This is a genomic window from Xenorhabdus sp. SGI240, assembly GCF_040081915.1.
Lineage (GTDB): Bacteria > Pseudomonadota > Gammaproteobacteria > Enterobacterales > Enterobacteriaceae > Xenorhabdus > Xenorhabdus bakwenae.
Genome location: NZ_JBEBMB010000061.1, coordinates 31012 through 50212, shown reverse-complemented (window position 1 = coordinate 50212; position 19201 = coordinate 31012). Strand labels below are relative to the sequence as shown.

Sequence of the window (19201 nt, the reverse complement as noted above, 5' to 3'; positions counted from 1 at the left end):
TCCAGAATTCGGGTTAAATTAGATAGCCCAATTTCCGGCATAAAATACCACTAAGACAATGGCAAGTATCACCGTACCAGTATTCAGCTGACGCCATTCCCCCGCAAAGATACGCCCAACCACTAATGCACTGAAACCCAGCATAATGCCGGTGACGATGTTACAAGTCAGCACGATAAATACAGCACACAGTAAACCTGACATTGCATCCACAAAATCATCAAAGTTTAGTTTTCGCACATTACTCAGCATCAGTAATCCGACATACATCAAGGCAGGAGCCGTAGCATAGCCGGGAACTAAATACGACAGCGGAGACAGGAATAAAATCAACAGGAATAAAATACCGACAACAGAAGCTGTTAAACCTGTTTTACCACCCGCAGCGGTTCCTGCGGCAGACTCAATATAAACCGCAGCGGGAGAAGAACCGATAACCCCAGCAAAAATACTACTGACCGAATCGGCGGTCAGTGCCTTGCCGCCATTGATAATCTGGCCTCTCTTATCCAATAAATTGGCTTGCCCCGCCACCGCACGGATCGTACCCGTCGCATCAAATACGGCTGTCATGACCAGCGCCAGAACACTGGGTAAGACAATAGGCTGTAAAGCGCCCATGACATCCATACTGAACATCAGGGACAAGCCATCTTCCCCCAAGGTAGGAAATTTAAAGAATCCTTGATATTTAACGGCTGGATCAAAAATCAAGCCAATAATAGAAATCGCAATAATGATCAGCAAGATACCGCCAGGCACCTTCTTCCGTTCCAGACCGATAATTCCCGCCAGCCCCAATAACGTCATCACCACGGGAAATGACGTCAATGAACCAAAGGACACAGGCAAGCCAGCGTTTGGATTCTTCACCACCAGACCCACGCCATTGGCGGCAATCAACAATAAAAACAACCCGATGCCAATACCCGTTCCATGTGCAATACCCATTGGCATATTGCGCAAAATCCACGCTCGCACACCGGTTACTGAAATTAACGTAAACAAACATCCCATCAGGAAAACCGCACCCAATGCCACCGGAATGCTGACCTGTTGCCCTAATACCAGGCTGAACGCGGTAAATGTAGTCAACGAGATTGCACAACCAATCGCCATTGGCAGATTAACCCACAATCCCATCAATAACGAACCGATACCGGTCACCAGACAAACAGAAATAAACACGGCGGTATGAGGAAATCCGGCTTGCCCAAGCATCCCTGGAACCACAATAACGGAATAGACCATCGCCAAAAATATCGTTAACCCAGCGAGAACTTCCTGACGTACCGTCGATCCGCGTTCAGTAATCTTAAAATACCTATCGAGTTTGCATTGAGTTGGAGCCTGCATACCAGACATGTTTTTCCCCTGCTTCTGTTAAATATATCGCTTTAAAAGCCCTCTCCCTATTTCTTCACCTCTTCAAACGAAAACGATTACGTCACAAGATAATAAAAATCAGTGCAGCATTCATTGGTTCAACCATTCGTTCGCGCAATCGTTTGGCTTTTTGGGTAAAGAAAAAGTGAGAAAATTTGAAGCCGACGATTATCCAGTGAATCAGGGATAAGAATCAAGCGATAATCACATCGACGATGATAAAACTCATGCTCTGTAAGATACATTTTTATGCGGCCTTTAGGCCTGACCTTGTGTAAAATCCCCTCAATTCGACTTTTAACGGGTTCATTAGGATTTCTGTAAGAATTAAGGAGATAAACCATGACAACTTATGCTCTGGTAGGTGATATCGGCGGTACAAATGCACGCCTGGCATTATGTGATGTAGATACCGGGCAATTGAGCGCGGTCGAATTCTATCCCTGTGCGCATTATGCATCGCTTGAAATTGTTATCCGCCAATATTTGAAACAACAGAACTGTGAAGTCAAATATGGCAGTATCGCTATTGCCTGTCCGGTGACGGACGATGTAATCAGCATGACCAACCACAGTTGGCGTTTTTCTGTTAGCCAAATGAAAGCCTCTTTGGAGTGGGAACGTTTTGAGGTGATTAACGATTTTACTGCCGTTTCCCTCGCCATTCCGGTTCTGGGAACAGATGATGTGATTCAGATTGGTGGCAAGCAACCTCAGGCGAAACGCCCTATTGCGGTTTATGGTGCGGGAACTGGGTTAGGAGTCGCGCACCTTGTTCATACAGGCAGCCAATGGATGAGCTTACCGGGTGAAGGGGGTCACGTAGAGTTCGCGCCAGATAGTACGGAAGAAGATCATATGTTGAGCGTACTGCGCGAAGAATATGGTCATGTCTCCGCCGAACGAATCCTTTCCGGCCCTGGTTTAGTGAATATTTATCGTTCCCTGATGAAGCTCAACAGCCAAGTCGCCGAGGATCTTACCCCTAGCGATATCTCTGACCGTGCACTGAGTGGAAATTGCCCGATCTGCAAACAGGCATTAGAACTCTTTTGTGCTGCGTTAGGGCGTTTTGGTGGAAATTTAGCGCTGAATATGGGTGCATTTGGCGGTGTTTACATTGCGGGCGGGATCGTTCCTCGTTTCCTTGATTTCTTCCAAAAATCAGGTTTCCGGCAAGGGTTTGAAAACAAAGGCAGATTTACAGACTATTTAAAAGATATTCCTGTGTATCTGATTACTCATGACAAACCGGGGTTATTGGGTGCGGGATATTATATTCGCCAATTGCTGGGTAAAACGATTGGTTAAATAGAACCAAGATATTTATATGTGCTCATGCTATTTATTTGTTTGATTTGCTGGTGTAATTTTGAGCAATATTTAGCATGAGTATTTTATGAGTGAGCTGTTTAATGACTATTCCTCCCGAAGCAGATAAAACGTTGGTGATCATCCAGAAGCGATTAGCGGAATCGCTGGTCGCTGTCTACCTTCATGGTTCGGCTGTGGTTGGTGGTCTTCGCCCTCGCAGCGATGTAGATTTACTCGTGGTTATTGACCAACCGATGACATCTGAGGTTCGGGCATCTCTCGCTGCCGATTTAATGATGGTATCAGGCCGATATCCTTTTGATCCTGATGGGCGTCGCCCTATTGAACTGATTGTTTTCTTACGCGCCGATCTCACCGCATCGCTTTATCCTGCCCGAAGCGAATTTATTTACGGCGAGTGGCTACGCCATGAATATGAGGTGGGAGAAATTCCCAAGTCGGTTTGTGATCCAGAACTTACCTTGGTGTTGGCTCAATCACGGCAGGAAGCAATACCGCTGATCGGCCCGAACACAAGCCGTCTTCTACCCGCTATTCCAAGTCCAGACATTCATAGAGCTATTAAGGATGTCCTGCCGAATTTAATTGAGACGCTACAGGGAGATGAACGCAATGTCCTTCTAACGCTGGCGCGTATGTGGCAGACATTAGTGACGGGAGAGTTTGTCTCTAAGGATGTTGCTGCCGATTGGGCGGCTGCTCGTCTTCCAGCCACACAGGCCGCAGTCTTAGCTGATGCGCGGGAAACCTATTTGAAAGGGCATGAAGAAGATTGGCAAAATCGCCAACAAGAACTTCAGCTTACGGTAAGTTCGCTGCACGATTGTGTGCTAACGAATTTGTGTACATTGGCTCAGGATTAATCTGACAATTACCGAAACAAAACGGACAATTGCCAGATCAAATTTAAACGACTATAGATCGCAAAATCTATGACTGGTTCTGACCAGAATCAAGCCGCTTTTTCAGTCCACTCAGAAAGGAATATCATCATCGAAATCTATTGGCGGCTCATTGCTCTGTGGCATAGGCGACTGCGCTGGGCGAGATGGAGCACCGCCACTGAATTGCTGAGAGGCTTGTGGTTGCTGTGGTTGCCCCCAACCGCCTTGTGCTGGCGCATCCTGTGCTGCGCCACTACGGCTACCCAACATTTGCATAACGCCACCGATAGGATTGACTACAATTTCCGTGGTGTAACGGTCTTGGCCGCTCTGATCCTGCCATTTGCGAGTCTGCAAAGAACCTTCAATATAAACCTGAGAACCTTTGCGCAGGTATTCACCGGCGACTTCTGCCAATTTGCCGAAAAACACGACACGGTGCCATTCGGTCTTCTCTCTCATCTCACCGGTTTGCTTATCGCGCCAGCTCTCAGACGTTGCCAGAGTAATATTGGCAACTGCCCCGCCATTCGGCATATAGCGAACTTCCGGGTCCTGCCCCAAATTACCCACTAAAATAACTTTGTTTACGCCTCTGCTGGCCATTGGAAATACTCCTGATGAAATGAATTTTGCTAAAAACGGATTTCTCTAATTATAAGCAAAGTAGTTTACCATGCGAGGGATAAGTTTAAACAGAGAGCCGTTATATTATACTTTGCGAAGAGCATCGTACTTTACATTGTCATGGTTACAGCACGATTGTCCGTTAAACACTGGATATCCATTCAGCAATGTTTGTGCAATAATAACGCGTTTATGAGTTTTGCACTATCAATAATCTGGGAAGTGGTATATGGATAACATCGAAGTTCGGGGCGCCCGCACCCATAATCTTAAAAATATCAATTTAGTAATTCCCCGTGACAAGCTGATAGTCATTACCGGGCTATCTGGTTCCGGTAAGTCATCTTTGGCTTTCGATACCCTGTATGCAGAGGGGCAACGTCGCTATGTTGAATCCCTCTCTGCATATGCACGCCAGTTTTTATCACTGATGGAAAAACCGGATGTCGATCACATTGAGGGGCTATCTCCGGCTATTTCCATTGAACAAAAATCTACTTCCCATAACCCCCGCTCTACGGTCGGAACGATAACTGAAATTCACGATTATCTTCGTCTGTTATTTGCACGAGTGGGTGAACCACGCTGCCCTGAGCACAATATCACCCTGGCGGCACAAACGATCAGCCAGATGGTCGATAACGTTTTGACACTGCCAGAAGGCCAACGCTTGATGTTACTGGCTCCCGTCGTCAAAGAACGTAAAGGCGAGCATACCAAGCTGCTGGATAATCTCGCGGCACAGGGTTATATCCGTGCCCGTATTGATGGTGAAGTGTGTGACCTCTCCGATCCACCAAAACTCGAATTACAGAAAAAACACACTATTGAAGTCGTCGTCGACCGCTTTAAAGTGCGTGCTGATCTCGCCCAGCGATTAGCGGAATCATTCGAAACTGCATTGGAACTTTCCGGCGGTACTGCCGTCATTGCCAATATGGATGATACACAGGCCGAAGAATTGATCTTCTCCGCCAATTTTGCCTGTCCAACCTGTGGTTATAGTATGAGCGAGTTGGAGCCGCGCCTGTTTTCCTTCAACAATCCCGCTGGTGCTTGCCCTACTTGTGATGGATTAGGGGTTCAGCAATTTTTTGATCCCGAACGTGTTGTCCAGAATGAAGGGATCTCCCTTGCCGGCGGGGCGATCCGTGGTTGGGATCGCCGTAATTTCTATTACTTTCAAATGTTAAGATCACTGGCAGAACACTACAAATTCGATATCGAAACACCGTTTAATCAATTGAGCCTAACCCTTCAGAAAGTGGTTTTATACGGTTCAGGTAAAGAATCCATCGAATTTAAATACACCAATGATCGTGGTGATGTGACGGTTCGTCACCATCCGTTCGAGGGTGTGCTGCATAATATGGAACGCCGCTATAAAGAGACGGAATCCACCGCAGTACGGGAAGAGTTGGCAAAATATATCAGCAATCGATCTTGCATTTCCTGCGATGGAACGCGACTGCGTAAGGAAGCGCGTTATGTCTTTATTGAAAATACGACGCTGCCACAAATTTCGGATTTCAGCATCGGTCATACAATGGCATTTTTCCAAAATATCAAACTGAGTGGACAACGCGCCCAAATTGCCGAAAAAATCCTGAAAGAGATCCGTGATCGCCTGAAATTCTTGGTTAATGTTGGCTTGAATTACCTGACGCTCTCCCGTTCCGCAGAAACACTTTCCGGTGGGGAAGCCCAGCGCATCCGTTTGGCGAGCCAGATTGGTGCGGGTCTTGTCGGTGTGATGTATGTGCTGGATGAGCCTTCCATTGGTCTGCATCAGAGGGATAATGAGCGTTTGCTGGAAACCTTGCTGCACCTGCGCAATTTAGGCAACACGGTTATCGTTGTCGAACATGACGAAGATGCCATCCGTGCGGCTGACCATATTATTGATATCGGACCGGGCGCAGGCGTACATGGTGGCGAGATTGTTGCCGAAGGAATACTGAGCGATATCATGGAGAGTCCCAAATCGCTCACCGGAAAATTCCTCAGTGGTGAACGTAAAATTGCTATTCCAGAGCAGCGCGTGTCTGTTAATCCAGATAAAATGCTGAAATTGATTGGCGCAAAAGGCAATAACCTGAAAAAAGTGACATTAAAACTGCCTGTTGGCCTGTTTACTTGTGTTACGGGGGTTTCCGGTTCCGGTAAATCAACGTTGATCAACGATACGCTGTTCCCTATCGCACAGCGTCAGTTGAACGGGGCCACAAATATTAATCCTGCGCCTTATATCGATATCCAGGGTCTTGAGCATTTTGACAAGGTAATCGATATTGACCAAAGCCCGATTGGCAGAACCCCTCGTTCAAACCCTGCCACTTATACTGGCATATTTACGCCTGTCAGAGAGTTATTCTCAGGCGTTCCTGAATCCCGTACCCGTGGCTATACACCTGGGCGTTTCAGTTTCAACGTTAAAGGCGGACGTTGTGAAGCCTGTCAGGGCGATGGCGTAATTAAAGTTGAGATGCATTTTTTGCCTGATGTTTATGTGCCTTGTGACCAATGTAAGGGTAAGCGTTACAATCGTGAAACGCTGGAAATCAAATATAAGGGCAAGAATATTAATGAAGTGCTGAATATGACCATCGAAGAGGCTCGTGAGTTTTTTGATGCAGTTCCTGCCCTTTCCCGTAAATTGCAAACTTTGATAGATGTCGGTCTTTCCTATATTCGTCTGGGCCAATCCGCAACGACACTTTCTGGCGGGGAAGCACAACGGGTAAAACTGGCACGGGAATTATCCAAGCGGGGTACAGGCCAGACACTGTATATTCTTGATGAGCCAACAACTGGCCTGCATTTTGCGGATATTCAGCAACTATTGTCCGTTCTGCATCAATTGCGGGATCAAGGAAATACGATTGTCGTTATTGAACATAATCTGGATGTGATCAAAACTGCTGACTGGATTGTCGATCTTGGCCCTGAAGGTGGTAGCGGCGGTGGTGAAATATTGGTTTCAGGAACACCAGAAGAAGTGGTTCAGTGTGAAAAGTCTCACACGGCTCGCTTTTTGAAATCAGTACTTGAACAAAATTAATTTATTAATTTCGCAACTAAATTGCTGACAATCCTCCCCACTATGTGGGGAGTTTTTTATTTATTTTCCACACAATTATTAATCAGATTCATCTTCCTACGTGTAGAAATGCTTTTTCTTACCGCCAATTCAGATGAAACAATTTTTCCTGAATTAATATTGTATTGTATTGTTGTTCTAATATTATTAATGCTCACATTACCAAAGTATTAATGCCATAATGACATTACATATGCTTCAAATTTATAATGGAGATTAAACATGTACATGTTTTTACCGTTCTTAATTGCGCTAGTTATCATCATCACTATCATTACCGGCAAAAAAAAGCTGACGTATACCCTGTGGTTTGCTTTATTCATCATCACGGTATTTTGGTTCAAATACCATGCCACTGATGCATTGAACCTTTCTTTCTAATCGGAGGCCGTAATGAATAATACAATGTCAGCACCACGTAATATTAACCTTGCAATAGCCTTGAATATTCTGGGATTGTTAGGTATTAGTGTTGTTTTGATAGTCGCATTTTATTATCAATTAGCGCGTTTTGAACTTCCCTGCCCATTATGTTTATTGCAGCGAGCAGGCATTATCATGATTGGTTTTGGATTTTTGTTTAATATTTATTTCGGCGTAAAAAATGCCCATTATAGCCTTTCACTACTTGGCTGCATTGTGACTGGTTTCATTGCCATGCGTCAGGTTTCTCTCCATATCATGCCGGGAGATATGGGATATGGTTCAACTTTCTTCGGCCTGCATTTTTATACCTGGGCTGCAATTCTCTCTATCCTGACTATTATTGCTATCGCCGCTATTATGCCTCTGAAAGCAGGCAATGTTGATTCAGCAAGATACACACCACCAACATTAGGCAAATTTGTCATGGGATTGTTCGCATTTTTGATTGCAGCCAATTTGGTTTCTACCCTATTGGAATGTGGTAGCGGGCAATGTGATGATAACCCAACATTCTATCAATTATTGCAAAAGTAATTTTTATTTATATTGAAACTATTAAAGCAGAAGGCTACATAATTCCAGTAGCCTTCTGCTTTTTTCAACTGAATGTTTTCAATCAGGCTCTTTTCTCTAAATTTCTTTACGTGCAGGCAATCAAAATGGCTAACTCACCGCAGCAAACGCTTCTGCAATGCGTTGTACGTTATGATGATTCACGCCAGCCATACAAACGCGGCCAGAACCGACCAGATAGACACCAAACTCTTCACGTAATCTATCAACTTGTGCCTGACTGAATCCGGTATAACTGAACATTCCACGCTGTTTCAGTAAATGATCAAAGTTTTTTTCTGGTAGCGCTTGTTGCAAGGCACTTACCAATACTGTTCGCATTTCCAGAATACGCAAGCGCATCCGCTCAACTTCATCCAGCCACTGATTTTTTAATTCAGGGTTACTCAATACCCTGGCAACAATCTGCGCGCCAAAATTTGGTGGGCTGGAGTAAATACGGCGCACCGTCGCTTTCAATTGTCCCAAGACATGTTCAGCCACTTTGGCATCGCCACAGATAACTGATAATCCACCAACACGCTCACCATACAGTGAGAAAATTTTCGAGAATGAGTTGCTGACCAGACAAGCTAAACCCGCATTGGCCATTGCGCGGATCGCGTAGGCATCTTCTTCCATACCATCGGCAAATCCCTGATAAGCGATATCAAGGAAAGGAAGCAATTCCCGCTCTTTTGCAACCTGAACCACCTGATCCCATTGTTCATTGGTGAGATCGGAACCTGTTGGGTTATGACAGCAAGGATGCATCAAAATGATGCTTTTTGTGGGCAATTGCTTGAATGTTGCCAGCATTTCGTCAAATTTTACCCCTTTGGTTTTATCATTAAAATAAGGGTAATAGTTCACTTTGACACCGGCTCCGGCAAAAATAGCGGCATGGTTTTCCCACGTCGGATCACTGCACCATACTTCAGAATCAGGGAAATAACGGTGTAAAAAATCAGCCCCTACTTTTAATGCGCCTGAGCCGCCCAGTGTTTGAATCGTGGTAATACGCTGTTGGTTTAATAATGGGTGATCTTTGCCGAACAGCAGTTCCTGAATTGCCGTACGATAGGCACGTAACCCTTCCATTGGGAGGTAAAGGGAAGCAGACTGTGGCAAGGCGTTTATTTGTTTTTCAGCAATTGCAACAGCCTGTAATTTTGGGGTTATACCCTGTTCATCGTAATACAGCCCGATGCTCAGATTTATTTTTTCTGCGCGGGGATCGTTTTTGAATTCTTCCATTAACGATAGGATAGGATCGCCTGCATACGCATCAACATTTTGGAACATTACGTTATACTCCCTGCTATTGTGTTATTGATTAAAAATACAATAACAGACAATATAACTGACCCGGATTATTCGTCTAGATATTCCATTGCAACACGTGAAGTCAGTTTCGTAATCAGCTCATAAGCGCTAATTCCCGAATGCGCTGCAATTTTTTCAACAGGCAGGACATTCCCCCAAAGGATGACTTCATCACCAACTTTATCCTGACATGCCGGTCCCAAATCCACCGTAATCATATCCATAGATACACGACCAACAAGGGGGACTTCCCGACCATTAATAAATATTGGTGTACCGGCAGGTGCACTGCGGGGATATCCATCACCATATCCCATCGCCACAACACCAAGATATGTATCACATTCACTGCTCCACGTACCACCATATCCCACGGCTTCACCCGCTTTGTGCTTACGTACCGCGATTAAGCCGGATTTGAGTGTCATTGCAGGGAGTAAATTAAAGTCAGCCGCAGTTTTCTCCGTCATCGGCGAGGCACCATACATCATGATGCCGGGACGAACCCAATCTAAGTGTGCCTTTGGCCATAATAAAACCCCCCCCGATGCAGAGATGGATTTTTCACCAGCCTTATCCGCAATAAATGCCATAAAGCGCTCGATTTGCTGCTGGGTCGTTTCAACTGTAGGTTCATCTGCACGGCTAAAATGACTAATGAGATTAACGGGTTGTTCAACGTTACGACAGCGGCTCAGGCGTTGATAAAACTCATCTGCTTCATCAATCCTGATCCCCAGACGATGCATACCTGTATCGAGTTTCATCCACACTTTAATCGGGTGGGATAAATCTGCCTGTTCTAACGCTTCAAGCTGCTCAATGCTATGCACCACGGTTTCAATATGATTAACGACTAAAACAGCCAGATCTGCCGCTTCAAAAAAACCTTCCAAGAGTAAGATTGGCTTGACGATCCCACCACGGCGCAGGGCTAGCGCTTCCCCAATGCGAGCGACACCAAAGCAATCAGCATCTTCCATTGTTCGCGCAGTTTCCAATAAACCATGTCCATAGGCGTTTGCTTTCACAACTGCAATCAGTTTACTGTCAGGCGCCTGCTTCCTTACCTGTTGCAAATTGTGTCGCAGAGCGTGGCGGTCAATAACCGCAGTAGCCGCTTTCATTCCATCCCCTTTTTTATAATTTTTCAGTCAGGTTTGATAAATAACAGCCTATCTTCGATGTTGATTATTGAAGTCATTTGAACATGTGTGATAGGCCCTTAGGTTTATTCGTCGCTGTAACTTGGCCCGGCATAATTATCGAATCGTGACCATTGACCATTAAACGTCAGCCTTACTGCACCGATAGGGCCGTTACGCTGTTTACCAATGATGATTTCAGCCACACCTTTCAGTTCACTGTTGTCGTGATAAACTTCGTCACGATAAATAAACATGATCAAGTCAGCATCCTGTTCGATAGAGCCTGATTCACGCAGATCGGAGTTAACCGGACGTTTATCAGCTCGCTGTTCCAAGCCACGGTTAAGCTGGGAGAGTGCAACAACCGGCACCTGAAGTTCTTTTGCCAGCGCTTTCAGTGAGCGGGATATTTCCGCAATTTCCAGTGTTCGGTTGTCGGATAAAGAAGGGACTCGCATCAATTGCAGGTAGTCGATCATAATCAAACTGAGTCCACCGTGTTCGCGGAAAATTCGTCGTGCACGGGAACGCACTTCTGTTGGCGTCAAACCGGATGAATCATCGATATACATATTGCGTTTTTCCAGCAAAATTCCCATCGTACTGGAAATGCGTGCCCAATCCTCATCATCAAGTTGACCGGTACGAATACGTGTTTGATCTACGCGGGACAGGGATGCCAGCATACGCATCATGATCTGGTTGCCGGGCATCTCAAGGCTGAAAATCAAAACAGGCTTATCCTGCATCATAGCTGCGTTTTCACACAGGTTCATCGCAAAAGTCGTTTTACCCATTGAAGGACGCGCCGCTACGATAACTAAATCTGATTTTTGCAATCCTGCGGTTTTCTTATCCAGATCTTGATAGCCGGTAGAAACGCCAGTTACGCCATCATGCGGGCGCTGATAGAGCTGTTCAATTCGTTCAACGGTCTCTTCCAGGATCTGTTCAATACCTTTCGGACCCTCGTCTTTATTTGCCCGATTTTCTGCGATCTGGAATACTCGTGATTCAGCCAAATCCAACAGTTCTTCGCTGGTTCGCCCTTGTGGATCGTATCCCGCATCGGCAATTTCATTGGCGACCGCGATCATATCGCGTACTACCGCACGTTCGCGGACAATATCAGCATAGGCATTGATATTCGCCGCACTCGGGGTGTTTTTCGACAATTCAGCAAGATAGGCAAACCCTCCGACATTATCGAGTTCGCCATTCTGTTCAAGAGATTCCGATAATGTGATCAGGTCGATAGGTTTGCCCGTTTCGAGCAAACGCTGCATTTCAGCGAAAATACGTCTGTGTGGTCGGCTAAAAAAGTCATTGCAGCTAACCCGTTCGGATACATTATCCCAACGTTCATTATCCAGCATCAAACCGCCTAACACGGATTGCTCTGCCTCCAAAGAGTGTGGTGGAAGTTTCAGCCCTTCCACTTGGCGATCTTTTGGTTCAGCCATACTGTTGTTAGTTGGTTTTTTTCCAGCCATGTATACCGCATCAATCCACTAAATAAAAAACGAAATAGGGTATCAGTATACGCCATGAAAACAGCCTTGAGTAATTATATATAGTCTATATTCATAATTAAAACTTAACCAATTGATATTGAATAAATAAACCTCATTTTTTAACGAGTTTGTTCTTGTTTATTTATATAATTATTTATACATAGAACACTGAACAAATCTATAAACAAAGCATAAGATAAAAACAATGCAAAAGAAAAGAAAGAATGAGAGTGAATTTGTGATCAATAAAACTGGAGCAATAAACTAAGAGTTCTGGCCTTGTGAGAGATTGCAACGCACTTCGGCGGGAGCTATCGAGGTGACAGGAGAGAATGTTACTGCCAGTGAGAAGATACCCCGTTACGGCTATCTTCCCGGTGATTTGCAAGTGAGAACTGACTATTTTTATGATTTGTCTCGAACCTTACGCTCAATAAGCTGACCGTCCATATCAAAATATCGACTAGGCCATATTTCAGAGGGATGTATTTCGAGATAGTTGGCAATAATCCACTCACCTTTAGGCCACGGACGGCTAAGAGTATTTGCCAGTGTAGATGAACTGAGTCCCGCTTCACGGGAGACAGCCGCTAAGGTTGTACCACGCTTACGCAATGCAGCAATAATGTCGGCTTGATGCCAATCATTTCTGATGTTGTTATTCATTCCTGCTACCCCTTCCATTAATTAATATTGATGGTGGCGATCCAGACAGGGTTTGCAGACCGGATGTATCCAACCGGTGAGGCCGAAGCCTCCCCTGTCTGAACCGCCATTGAAAAGGCGATAGCAGACACACTGGTAGAAATTTCCTACCAGTGGGATACATTCAAGGCTGCAAAACCTTGACCATTGGATTTTGCCAATGGCGGGGCTACTTTAACTGATTGGTTTATCTGGTTCAATAAGCGAATCAGTATAAACGCTTAACTTTTTGCGTTATATGTCATTAGATATATTAAGTTGAATTAACCACCAATTAATCTGGTAGCTTTTAAAAGCAGAGTAAAACTAAACCTGACAGGCAGTGATAAGCTCGCCATAACTGATAACCAAAAGGTGCTCAACGAAGGCGCAATTTTTAGCCATCACGTTGTTAGGCTACATCATCCCTACTGATTACTGGGAAGTTGTATATACAATCCATCAAATGATGCTTGGTGCTGTTCAATGGAAGACAACAAAGTCAAGATAAATACCATTAACTCGTCAACGTGCTTTCTAGCAACTTCAATTCTCTCCTTTCCGTGGGCAATGGCGTTTCGCATATACTCCCACGTGCTAAACTCTCCTACAACTGATGAATATACTTGGTGCTTCACTAAAGATCCAAACTGTACTTTAAAGAGTTCAGATAGCTTATCCTTTAAACGACCTTCTTTGTCGTGCGTTCCGAGACGTTCATTTATGTAGTTCTCAAGCGTCGTAAAAGCAATAAAGTATGACAGTTTATAGTTTCCAGCGTCTCGCAGGGCATAGCTTTCAGCAATCAAATCGGCGTAGAATTTTCCGTAGTGCTCCCCAGATACAAATCCATTGAATGAACATTCAATGACTATATCCCAGTCCATCGGTTCTATTGAGTCAGAAGCTCCCGTATACCCACCAAAGAATTCAACGATTTTTTGAAATTGATCAACACGCCCGATCTTAACCTCACTCAGCTTGAACCCATCAAAGTCTGGTTCAATCCCCTCCCACCACATAAGCTCTGGGTTCATTTTTCTAATTCGATTTAGAACGATGTCAAATCGCTCATTATATCTGAATGGAACTTTGTACTCGGACGACAGCCGCTTAATGTCATCAAAGTGGAACACTTTAACATTCTTTACCACGATATTGATAATTGCTGAATAATCATTAGCAAAACTCCAAGTGTCACGGAAGAAGTATGGTTTTTCATTAAATCCTTCATAGCTTGATAAATCATAATCTGGATAGTTGTCTAACTGGATAATCCTGTGTTCTTGTTTCAATATACCGAGAAGGGACAATAAGCGAAGATCAATGTCCTTCTGTTTCCGAAATTGTTCGTAATTCATGTCAGTTCATCCCTCCTGATAACTTAATCAAAGTTAAAAACCACACTATAAACAGTGGAAAGTAACTTTATACACACCCCACTCAAAGTCACACTGAAACCAAATTATTTCAATTGATTATGTTTCACTCTCGCTTTGATTCATAAAGTGGCTGTTTGTTGAAGGTGCTGTAACTCCGCTTTTAATAAATAAAGGGGACGCATAATAATAATACTTTAATATTCGAGTAATTTGATCTCTCTACATTCATCTCTATAATAATAAAATTAATTGGTTACTTAAATCCCATCAAAGCTATTCAACCGCTGCTGTTGTTCATCACTTAAGTTAAACGCAAAATCTTCATGCTCCACCTGCCATGTGCCAAAACTCATCAAAAACGCAATTGCCGGATCTATCTTATTCGCGGATTTCTTCTTGTTTGGCTTGATATTGGCGTTTGCGTCCGTTTCCATCACCACATTGGCTATCGCCCATGCGAGAACCGGATCGCCGTTGTGACGAATGACCTTGCGATTCACGAACACCTCAGCCGATTTTGCCACCGGGCTAAAGCGCATGTAGGTTTGCGGGAATGGCTCAACATCTAAGCCTGCGCCCTGTAACTGAGTGCGTAGATGTGTGGCGTTCCATGTGTCGAAGCCCACCAGTTTGATATCAAATTGCTGACTGTCTTTGAGAATATCATCACGAATACGGTCATAATCAATACAATCGCCTGTGGTGGTGCGTAACCAGCCCATTTGCGCCCATTGTCGATAGATTGCCCGATTCTTATTGGCCGGATTCTGTAGCTGGGCTTCGGGTAAGTAATGACGGGTGAGTAATAACAGTTCGTTATCCACCGGAAACGTGTAGCAAATACTGGTGATATCGCCTGTGGAAGATAAATCCAGACCAGCGTAACACTCCAAGCCTTTTAGATCATTTTCATCATAATCTGTCTGGCAGGCTTTCCATGCACCTTCGCCCATCCACGGCGTTTCGCCCTGGCACCAGATATTAAAGCGTTTGGTTAACATCTCTGTCCATTGTGAGGGAATGCCCCGCGCTTTTTGTATCGTGTCATGCAATGAAGTACTGTCTACCGATACATCAAGATTCGGATTGGCCTTAATCCAACGTGATTCATCATCAATCTCGTTCTCGTCGTCCAGTTCGTAAATCAGGGCAAACAGGGATTCATTTTGCTCTTCGCCTGCCAGTATCTGGCAACAATAATCATAGTGCTGTTTACAGGCCGATATCACGTTACTGCCCGCTGTGGTAATGGCAAACAGAATGCCTTCGGGACGGGCGCCCATCCCCAGCTCAAGGGCAGAGTAAACGGCATTATCCGGGTGTAAATGGTACTCATCGACAATAGCCAGACTGGGGTTGGTTCCTTCAATCGTTGAGGCTTTGGCTGCCAGCGGCTTTAGCAGGCTGTTACTCTTTGCATAAGTCACTTTATGTTGCTGGATAGCGACCCGTTTCTTAAGGGGTTTGGATAACAGGCACATCTGGCGGGCATCATCAAACACAATACGCGCCTGATCCCGGCTCACGGCGGCGGTGTAAATATCCTGCTGTCCCTGTTCCATGACCAGGAACCAGTTCGCCAGCATCGCGGCAACCGTAGATTTGGCATTTTTTCGTGGCACCTGAATATAGGCGCTGCGATATTTTCTGCGTCCGGTTGCTTTGACCTTGAAGCCGAACAGATTGGCAAAGGCGAATTGCTGCCACGGCTCAAGCATGATGGGCTTACCGCGCAAGTGGCCTTTGACGTGGGGACAGAGGCGGGAAAAGCTAATAAAACGCTCTACCACTTCGGTATCGAACGTATAAAGCGGGTTATTCCGGTCGTTATAGTAGCGTTTCACGGCCTGTTTCAGACGCTTACAGGCTGGAATAGTGCCATTTTCGACATCAAAAGCGTACTGCTCCCATGCGTTCATAGGCTGTCTCATCAGGCAATCAGTGCGTCTAAATCATCAGGCTCGTCGCTTTCTACCGGATTTCGGCGGCGGGATACCGGATCAAAGCCCAGCAGTGACGACATTTTTATCATGATTTTTTCGGCATCCGCTTTCGCTTTCAATGACGGGTTACTGGTTGCCGCGCCGCGTGAACCTTCCACCGCGAACCCGCGCACTTCAATATCGGCCACGGCTTTACGGTAAATCGCATAGTTGACGCAATACAGTTCTAGGTTGTTCCAGTCAGCCGGGCTGAGGTCGTCACGTTCGTTAAGGATTTTGGCTTTCGATTTCCATTGCTGCGCGGCGATATCATTTAAATACTCAGGGGGTTTGGGTGCTCTTGCCATAATATATTGTTTCCTATGAAGATTACTGCTATTGAAAAAAGTACCGTGCATAAAAATTTGAGGAGGCGGCGGTTCTTTTTAGGTGAGGGCTTGTTATTCTCAATACCCCCACCCACTTCTATAATCTCGTCTAACGATTCCTGAAACATTCCATTAGCTCCCGTTCACGTTGGCTATTGCGTTGCTCTCTGTGCTTTTCAGGCGCAATCTGCTTCGGCTGTCGATAGGGTTCACTGTGCTTTAGCAGCCCTTTAACGAGCTGGTTTATCTCTTGATTATTCATGCTGATACATCCAGTCATTGCGCTTTGCCGCCTCTGCTTCCCGTTCCCGACACTCACCATTCTTACGCCGCTGTTTGGTTGCCGGGTCTGTCTGCACGGTCTTACGGTTATGGCAGCCATGACACAGGGCTTGATGATTGAAGTCAGGCCAGAACAACACATCACTGTCACCCTGTATCGGTATGATGTGATCAACGATGGTGGCAGGGGTATAACTGTTCTGCTTGAGACAGTGGACACATAAGGGATTAGCTTTGAGATACATCAGCCTGTACTTACCCCATTGATTGCTATAGCCTCGCTCGGTACGTGTGCCGCGCTGCTTAGTTTGTTGTCGGTTAGCTTCTCGCTGGTGCTCTGTACAGCGACCCGACTTTACCCGTTGCTTACAGCCGGGATAGGTACAACGTTTCAAGGGTTGCCACGGCATCAGTAGATCCCCACATCACGATAGACAGACCACAGTGATTTAATGGTGAACGGTATTTCTTTAAGTTCCTTATCTGCCACCATTGCCCGATTTTCATACAGCAAGCCGATATAGAGTAAGCAACCCACTTTGATCGCAGGGCTAAATACCAAGCCCTCTTCAAATCGCTTACCGATATGTTGCTGGCAGACTTCCAATGCAGCCTCGGCATAGCCCTTGAGCAGTTCATCTTCAAGCGTATTGCCTTCATCTATCCGGCAATGCTGTTTGATTTCATTCAGTGAAATATCAGCCACGTTTCACGCCCTCCTTACAAAGCAACTCTAACAGGGTTAACTTGTTATCCGGCATCACGGCCTGAATCGCGTAAGTTTTGCCCTTAAAGACAATTTCCATCGTGGTACTGATATCAGGTCGGTAACGTATCCAGAAACGGGCAATGCTTTCAGACAACACCGCTTTGGAGGCCACCAACTCGCGGCCACTGATAAATTTCACTTCCGCCCAGACGGTAGCAACCGTATAACGTTCCTTCACAATACCGCCCGAATCTGTCTGGCGGCTGCGGGTGCCCTGAATGGTGATCTGGTGTCTTAGTGCGCCTGCTCTCATTCTTTTCCCTCCGGCTCATTCGGCTTCTTCACTTCTACCGTCTGCTTCCATGCCTGACTGAATTCATCACCCCCTTCACGGGGTGATAATCCCTCGCGTTCCCGGGCTTCATTCGGGCACATCACACCGGACTTAATCGCCGTCTCATAACTCTGGAAGCGTTCTTTCGGATTGGCACGCAGCAAATCGGCGGTATCAAATTCAACTTGGTAGCGAATGCCCTTTTTCGGTGAAGCCATCAGCAAGGCGGATTTAATTTGTTGCTCAAAGTTGGCAAGCCACGGGCGCATGGTGATAGTCAGAAAAGCGCGTGATGCTTCACTAAAGTTACTGTAGGTGCTGTTCGAATACTCTTGCAGAAAGATCGGACTGACATTAAACATCCGGGCGATATCGTCAATAGTGAAGCGACGAGACGACAACCATTCGGCATCTTGGTTGCTCATCCCCAATTGCTGGTATTCCATCCCGCCTTCAAGAATGGGCGTTTTGCCGGCATTGCGAGCGCCCTTGTAACGTTCGAGGGCTTCCAGTGCCTTAGCGCCTTTGGTGCCATCCAGCCAGTCAGCGGATTTAATCACCCCTGCCGCCATCATGCCGTCTTTCATAATGCTTGCACCGTGGCGTTGTTGTGCCAGCCCTAAGCCCAGCGTTTCACGGCAAATGGTGACAGGGGAACGCCCCAGAAAGCCATCTTCGGTGGCATAGCGTAAATGTAAGACTTCTTCTTGCAGGTAGGTTTTGACCTTGCCGCTATAAGGTTCAGTGATGGTATAGGCGAAACGGTGATCGGATAACCGTTGCGGGACAACTGCTGACGGTGGGTAAGGGTGTAACGATTGTGGCTGTCCGTCTTTGCCCCAGACAATCACCGCATAGGCATTACCATTCAGTAAACAATGGCGCATCAGCGTTCGCTTAAACTGAAACGGTGTCTGACAGTCGTTCGGGCACTCATTGAGCAAATAATCAACCGGGTGATCGCTTAACCACTCGCGGGACTCTTTCCCGTTCCGGTGCTGTACCCGATAAAGGTAACAGGGCATGGTTGCCACCGCTTCACTAATCACCGTGACGGCATTCATCACAGCGGGTAAACCTTCGGCTGTCGAGGGTGAAACGTGCTCGCCCGATTTGGTGTTAGGTACGCCTGCCAGAGAAAGAAACTCATCAATGGTCATACTTCGGGTTTCTGGGACTTTACGCTTAAACGGCCACATGG

The 19201-nt window shown here is 45.7% G+C and carries 19 protein-coding genes; 5 read left to right on the top strand and 14 right to left on the bottom strand.

The window, feature by feature from the left end; translation table 11 throughout:
• Positions 1 to 18: 18 nt before the first annotated feature.
• Positions 19 to 1365: an NCS2 family permease gene (locus ABLA76_RS13510; RefSeq protein WP_348988315.1), complete on the bottom strand. Its 1347-nt coding sequence runs from the start codon at positions 1363 to 1365 to the stop codon at positions 19 to 21.
• Positions 1366 to 1728: 363 nt separating this feature from the next.
• Here ABLA76_RS13510 and glk point away from each other — a divergent pair, with 363 nt between their 5' ends.
• Positions 1729 to 2697: a glucokinase gene (glk, locus tag ABLA76_RS13505; RefSeq protein ID WP_348988314.1), complete on the top strand. Its 969-nt coding sequence runs from the start codon at positions 1729 to 1731 to the stop codon at positions 2695 to 2697.
• Between the two features lie 104 nt (positions 2698 to 2801).
• Positions 2802 to 3584 carry an aminoglycoside adenylyltransferase family protein gene (locus ABLA76_RS13500; RefSeq protein ID WP_348988313.1) on the top strand — a complete coding sequence of 261 codons (783 nt, stop codon included), beginning with the start codon at positions 2802 to 2804 and terminating at the stop codon, positions 3582 to 3584.
• A gap of 111 nt (positions 3585 to 3695) precedes the next feature.
• Here ABLA76_RS13500 and ssb1 read toward each other — a convergent pair whose 3' ends face one another.
• Complete coding sequence (ssb1, locus tag ABLA76_RS13495) at positions 3696 to 4211, bottom strand: single-stranded DNA-binding protein SSB1 (RefSeq protein WP_285809244.1); 516 nt, start codon at positions 4209 to 4211, stop codon at positions 3696 to 3698.
• A gap of 250 nt (positions 4212 to 4461) precedes the next feature.
• Here ssb1 and uvrA point away from each other — a divergent pair, with 250 nt between their 5' ends.
• The 3 genes from uvrA to ABLA76_RS13480 all read left to right on the top strand — a co-directional run bounded on the left by uvrA (position 4462) and on the right by ABLA76_RS13480 (position 8292).
• Complete coding sequence (gene uvrA, locus ABLA76_RS13490; protein WP_348988312.1) at positions 4462 to 7293, top strand: excinuclease ABC subunit UvrA; 2832 nt, start codon at positions 4462 to 4464, stop codon at positions 7291 to 7293.
• A gap of 261 nt (positions 7294 to 7554) precedes the next feature.
• Positions 7555 to 7713, top strand: a complete 159-nt coding sequence (locus ABLA76_RS13485) for a DUF5993 family protein (protein WP_167400589.1) — start codon at positions 7555 to 7557, stop codon at positions 7711 to 7713.
• 12 nt (positions 7714 to 7725) lie between these two features.
• A complete protein-coding gene (locus ABLA76_RS13480; protein ID WP_348988311.1) occupies positions 7726 to 8292 on the top strand; it encodes a disulfide bond formation protein B in 567 nt (188 codons plus the stop codon).
• Between the two features lie 129 nt (positions 8293 to 8421).
• Here the strand turns inward: ABLA76_RS13480 and ABLA76_RS13475 are convergent, their stop codons facing one another.
• From ABLA76_RS13475 to ABLA76_RS13420, 12 genes are all read right to left on the bottom strand, one after another.
• Positions 8422 to 9615 carry an amino acid aminotransferase gene (locus ABLA76_RS13475; RefSeq protein WP_348988310.1) on the bottom strand — a complete coding sequence of 398 codons (1194 nt, stop codon included), beginning with the start codon at positions 9613 to 9615 and terminating at the stop codon, positions 8422 to 8424.
• A 68-nt stretch (positions 9616 to 9683) separates the two neighbouring features.
• Positions 9684 to 10763, bottom strand: coding sequence for an alanine racemase (gene alr / locus ABLA76_RS13470; RefSeq protein ID WP_348988309.1), 1080 nt, complete (start codon positions 10761 to 10763; stop codon positions 9684 to 9686).
• Positions 10764 to 10867: 104 nt separating this feature from the next.
• Positions 10868 to 12277, bottom strand: a complete 1410-nt coding sequence (gene dnaB, locus ABLA76_RS13465; RefSeq protein ID WP_047771251.1) for a replicative DNA helicase — start codon at positions 12275 to 12277, stop codon at positions 10868 to 10870.
• 426 nt (positions 12278 to 12703) lie between these two features.
• Complete coding sequence (locus ABLA76_RS13460) at positions 12704 to 12964, bottom strand: helix-turn-helix transcriptional regulator (RefSeq protein ID WP_047961888.1); 261 nt, start codon at positions 12962 to 12964, stop codon at positions 12704 to 12706.
• 446 nt (positions 12965 to 13410) lie between these two features.
• Entirely contained in the window at positions 13411 to 14343 is a 933-nt protein-coding gene (locus tag ABLA76_RS13455) for a hypothetical protein (protein WP_348988308.1), read from the bottom strand.
• Positions 14344 to 14621: 278 nt separating this feature from the next.
• On the bottom strand, positions 14622 to 16283 hold the full coding sequence (locus tag ABLA76_RS13450) for a terminase large subunit (RefSeq protein WP_348988307.1): 1662 nt from the start codon (positions 16281 to 16283) through the stop codon (positions 14622 to 14624).
• Positions 16284 to 16294: 11 nt separating this feature from the next.
• Positions 16295 to 16654, bottom strand: coding sequence for a phage terminase small subunit P27 family (locus ABLA76_RS13445; protein WP_047961890.1), 360 nt, complete (start codon positions 16652 to 16654; stop codon positions 16295 to 16297).
• A gap of 130 nt (positions 16655 to 16784) precedes the next feature.
• Positions 16785 to 16937, bottom strand: a complete 153-nt coding sequence (locus ABLA76_RS13440) for a hypothetical protein (RefSeq protein ID WP_348988306.1) — start codon at positions 16935 to 16937, stop codon at positions 16785 to 16787.
• Positions 16930 to 17367 (bottom strand): HNH endonuclease, encoded by a 438-nt coding sequence (locus ABLA76_RS13435; protein ID WP_348988305.1) that lies wholly within the window; start codon positions 17365 to 17367, stop codon positions 16930 to 16932. Before ABLA76_RS13435 ends, ABLA76_RS13440 begins: the two co-directional genes overlap by 8 nt.
• Positions 17367 to 17663: a head-tail connector protein gene (locus tag ABLA76_RS13430; RefSeq protein WP_348988304.1), complete on the bottom strand. Its 297-nt coding sequence runs from the start codon at positions 17661 to 17663 to the stop codon at positions 17367 to 17369. Before ABLA76_RS13430 ends, ABLA76_RS13435 begins: the two co-directional genes overlap by 1 nt.
• Positions 17656 to 17979, bottom strand: a complete 324-nt coding sequence (locus ABLA76_RS13425; protein ID WP_348988303.1) for a phage head closure protein — start codon at positions 17977 to 17979, stop codon at positions 17656 to 17658. The genes ABLA76_RS13430 and ABLA76_RS13425 overlap by 8 nt, the downstream gene beginning before the upstream one ends.
• On the bottom strand, positions 17976 to 19199 hold the full coding sequence (locus ABLA76_RS13420) for a phage portal protein (protein WP_348988302.1): 1224 nt from the start codon (positions 19197 to 19199) through the stop codon (positions 17976 to 17978). The genes ABLA76_RS13425 and ABLA76_RS13420 overlap by 4 nt, the downstream gene beginning before the upstream one ends.
• Positions 19200 to 19201 lie beyond the last annotated feature (2 nt).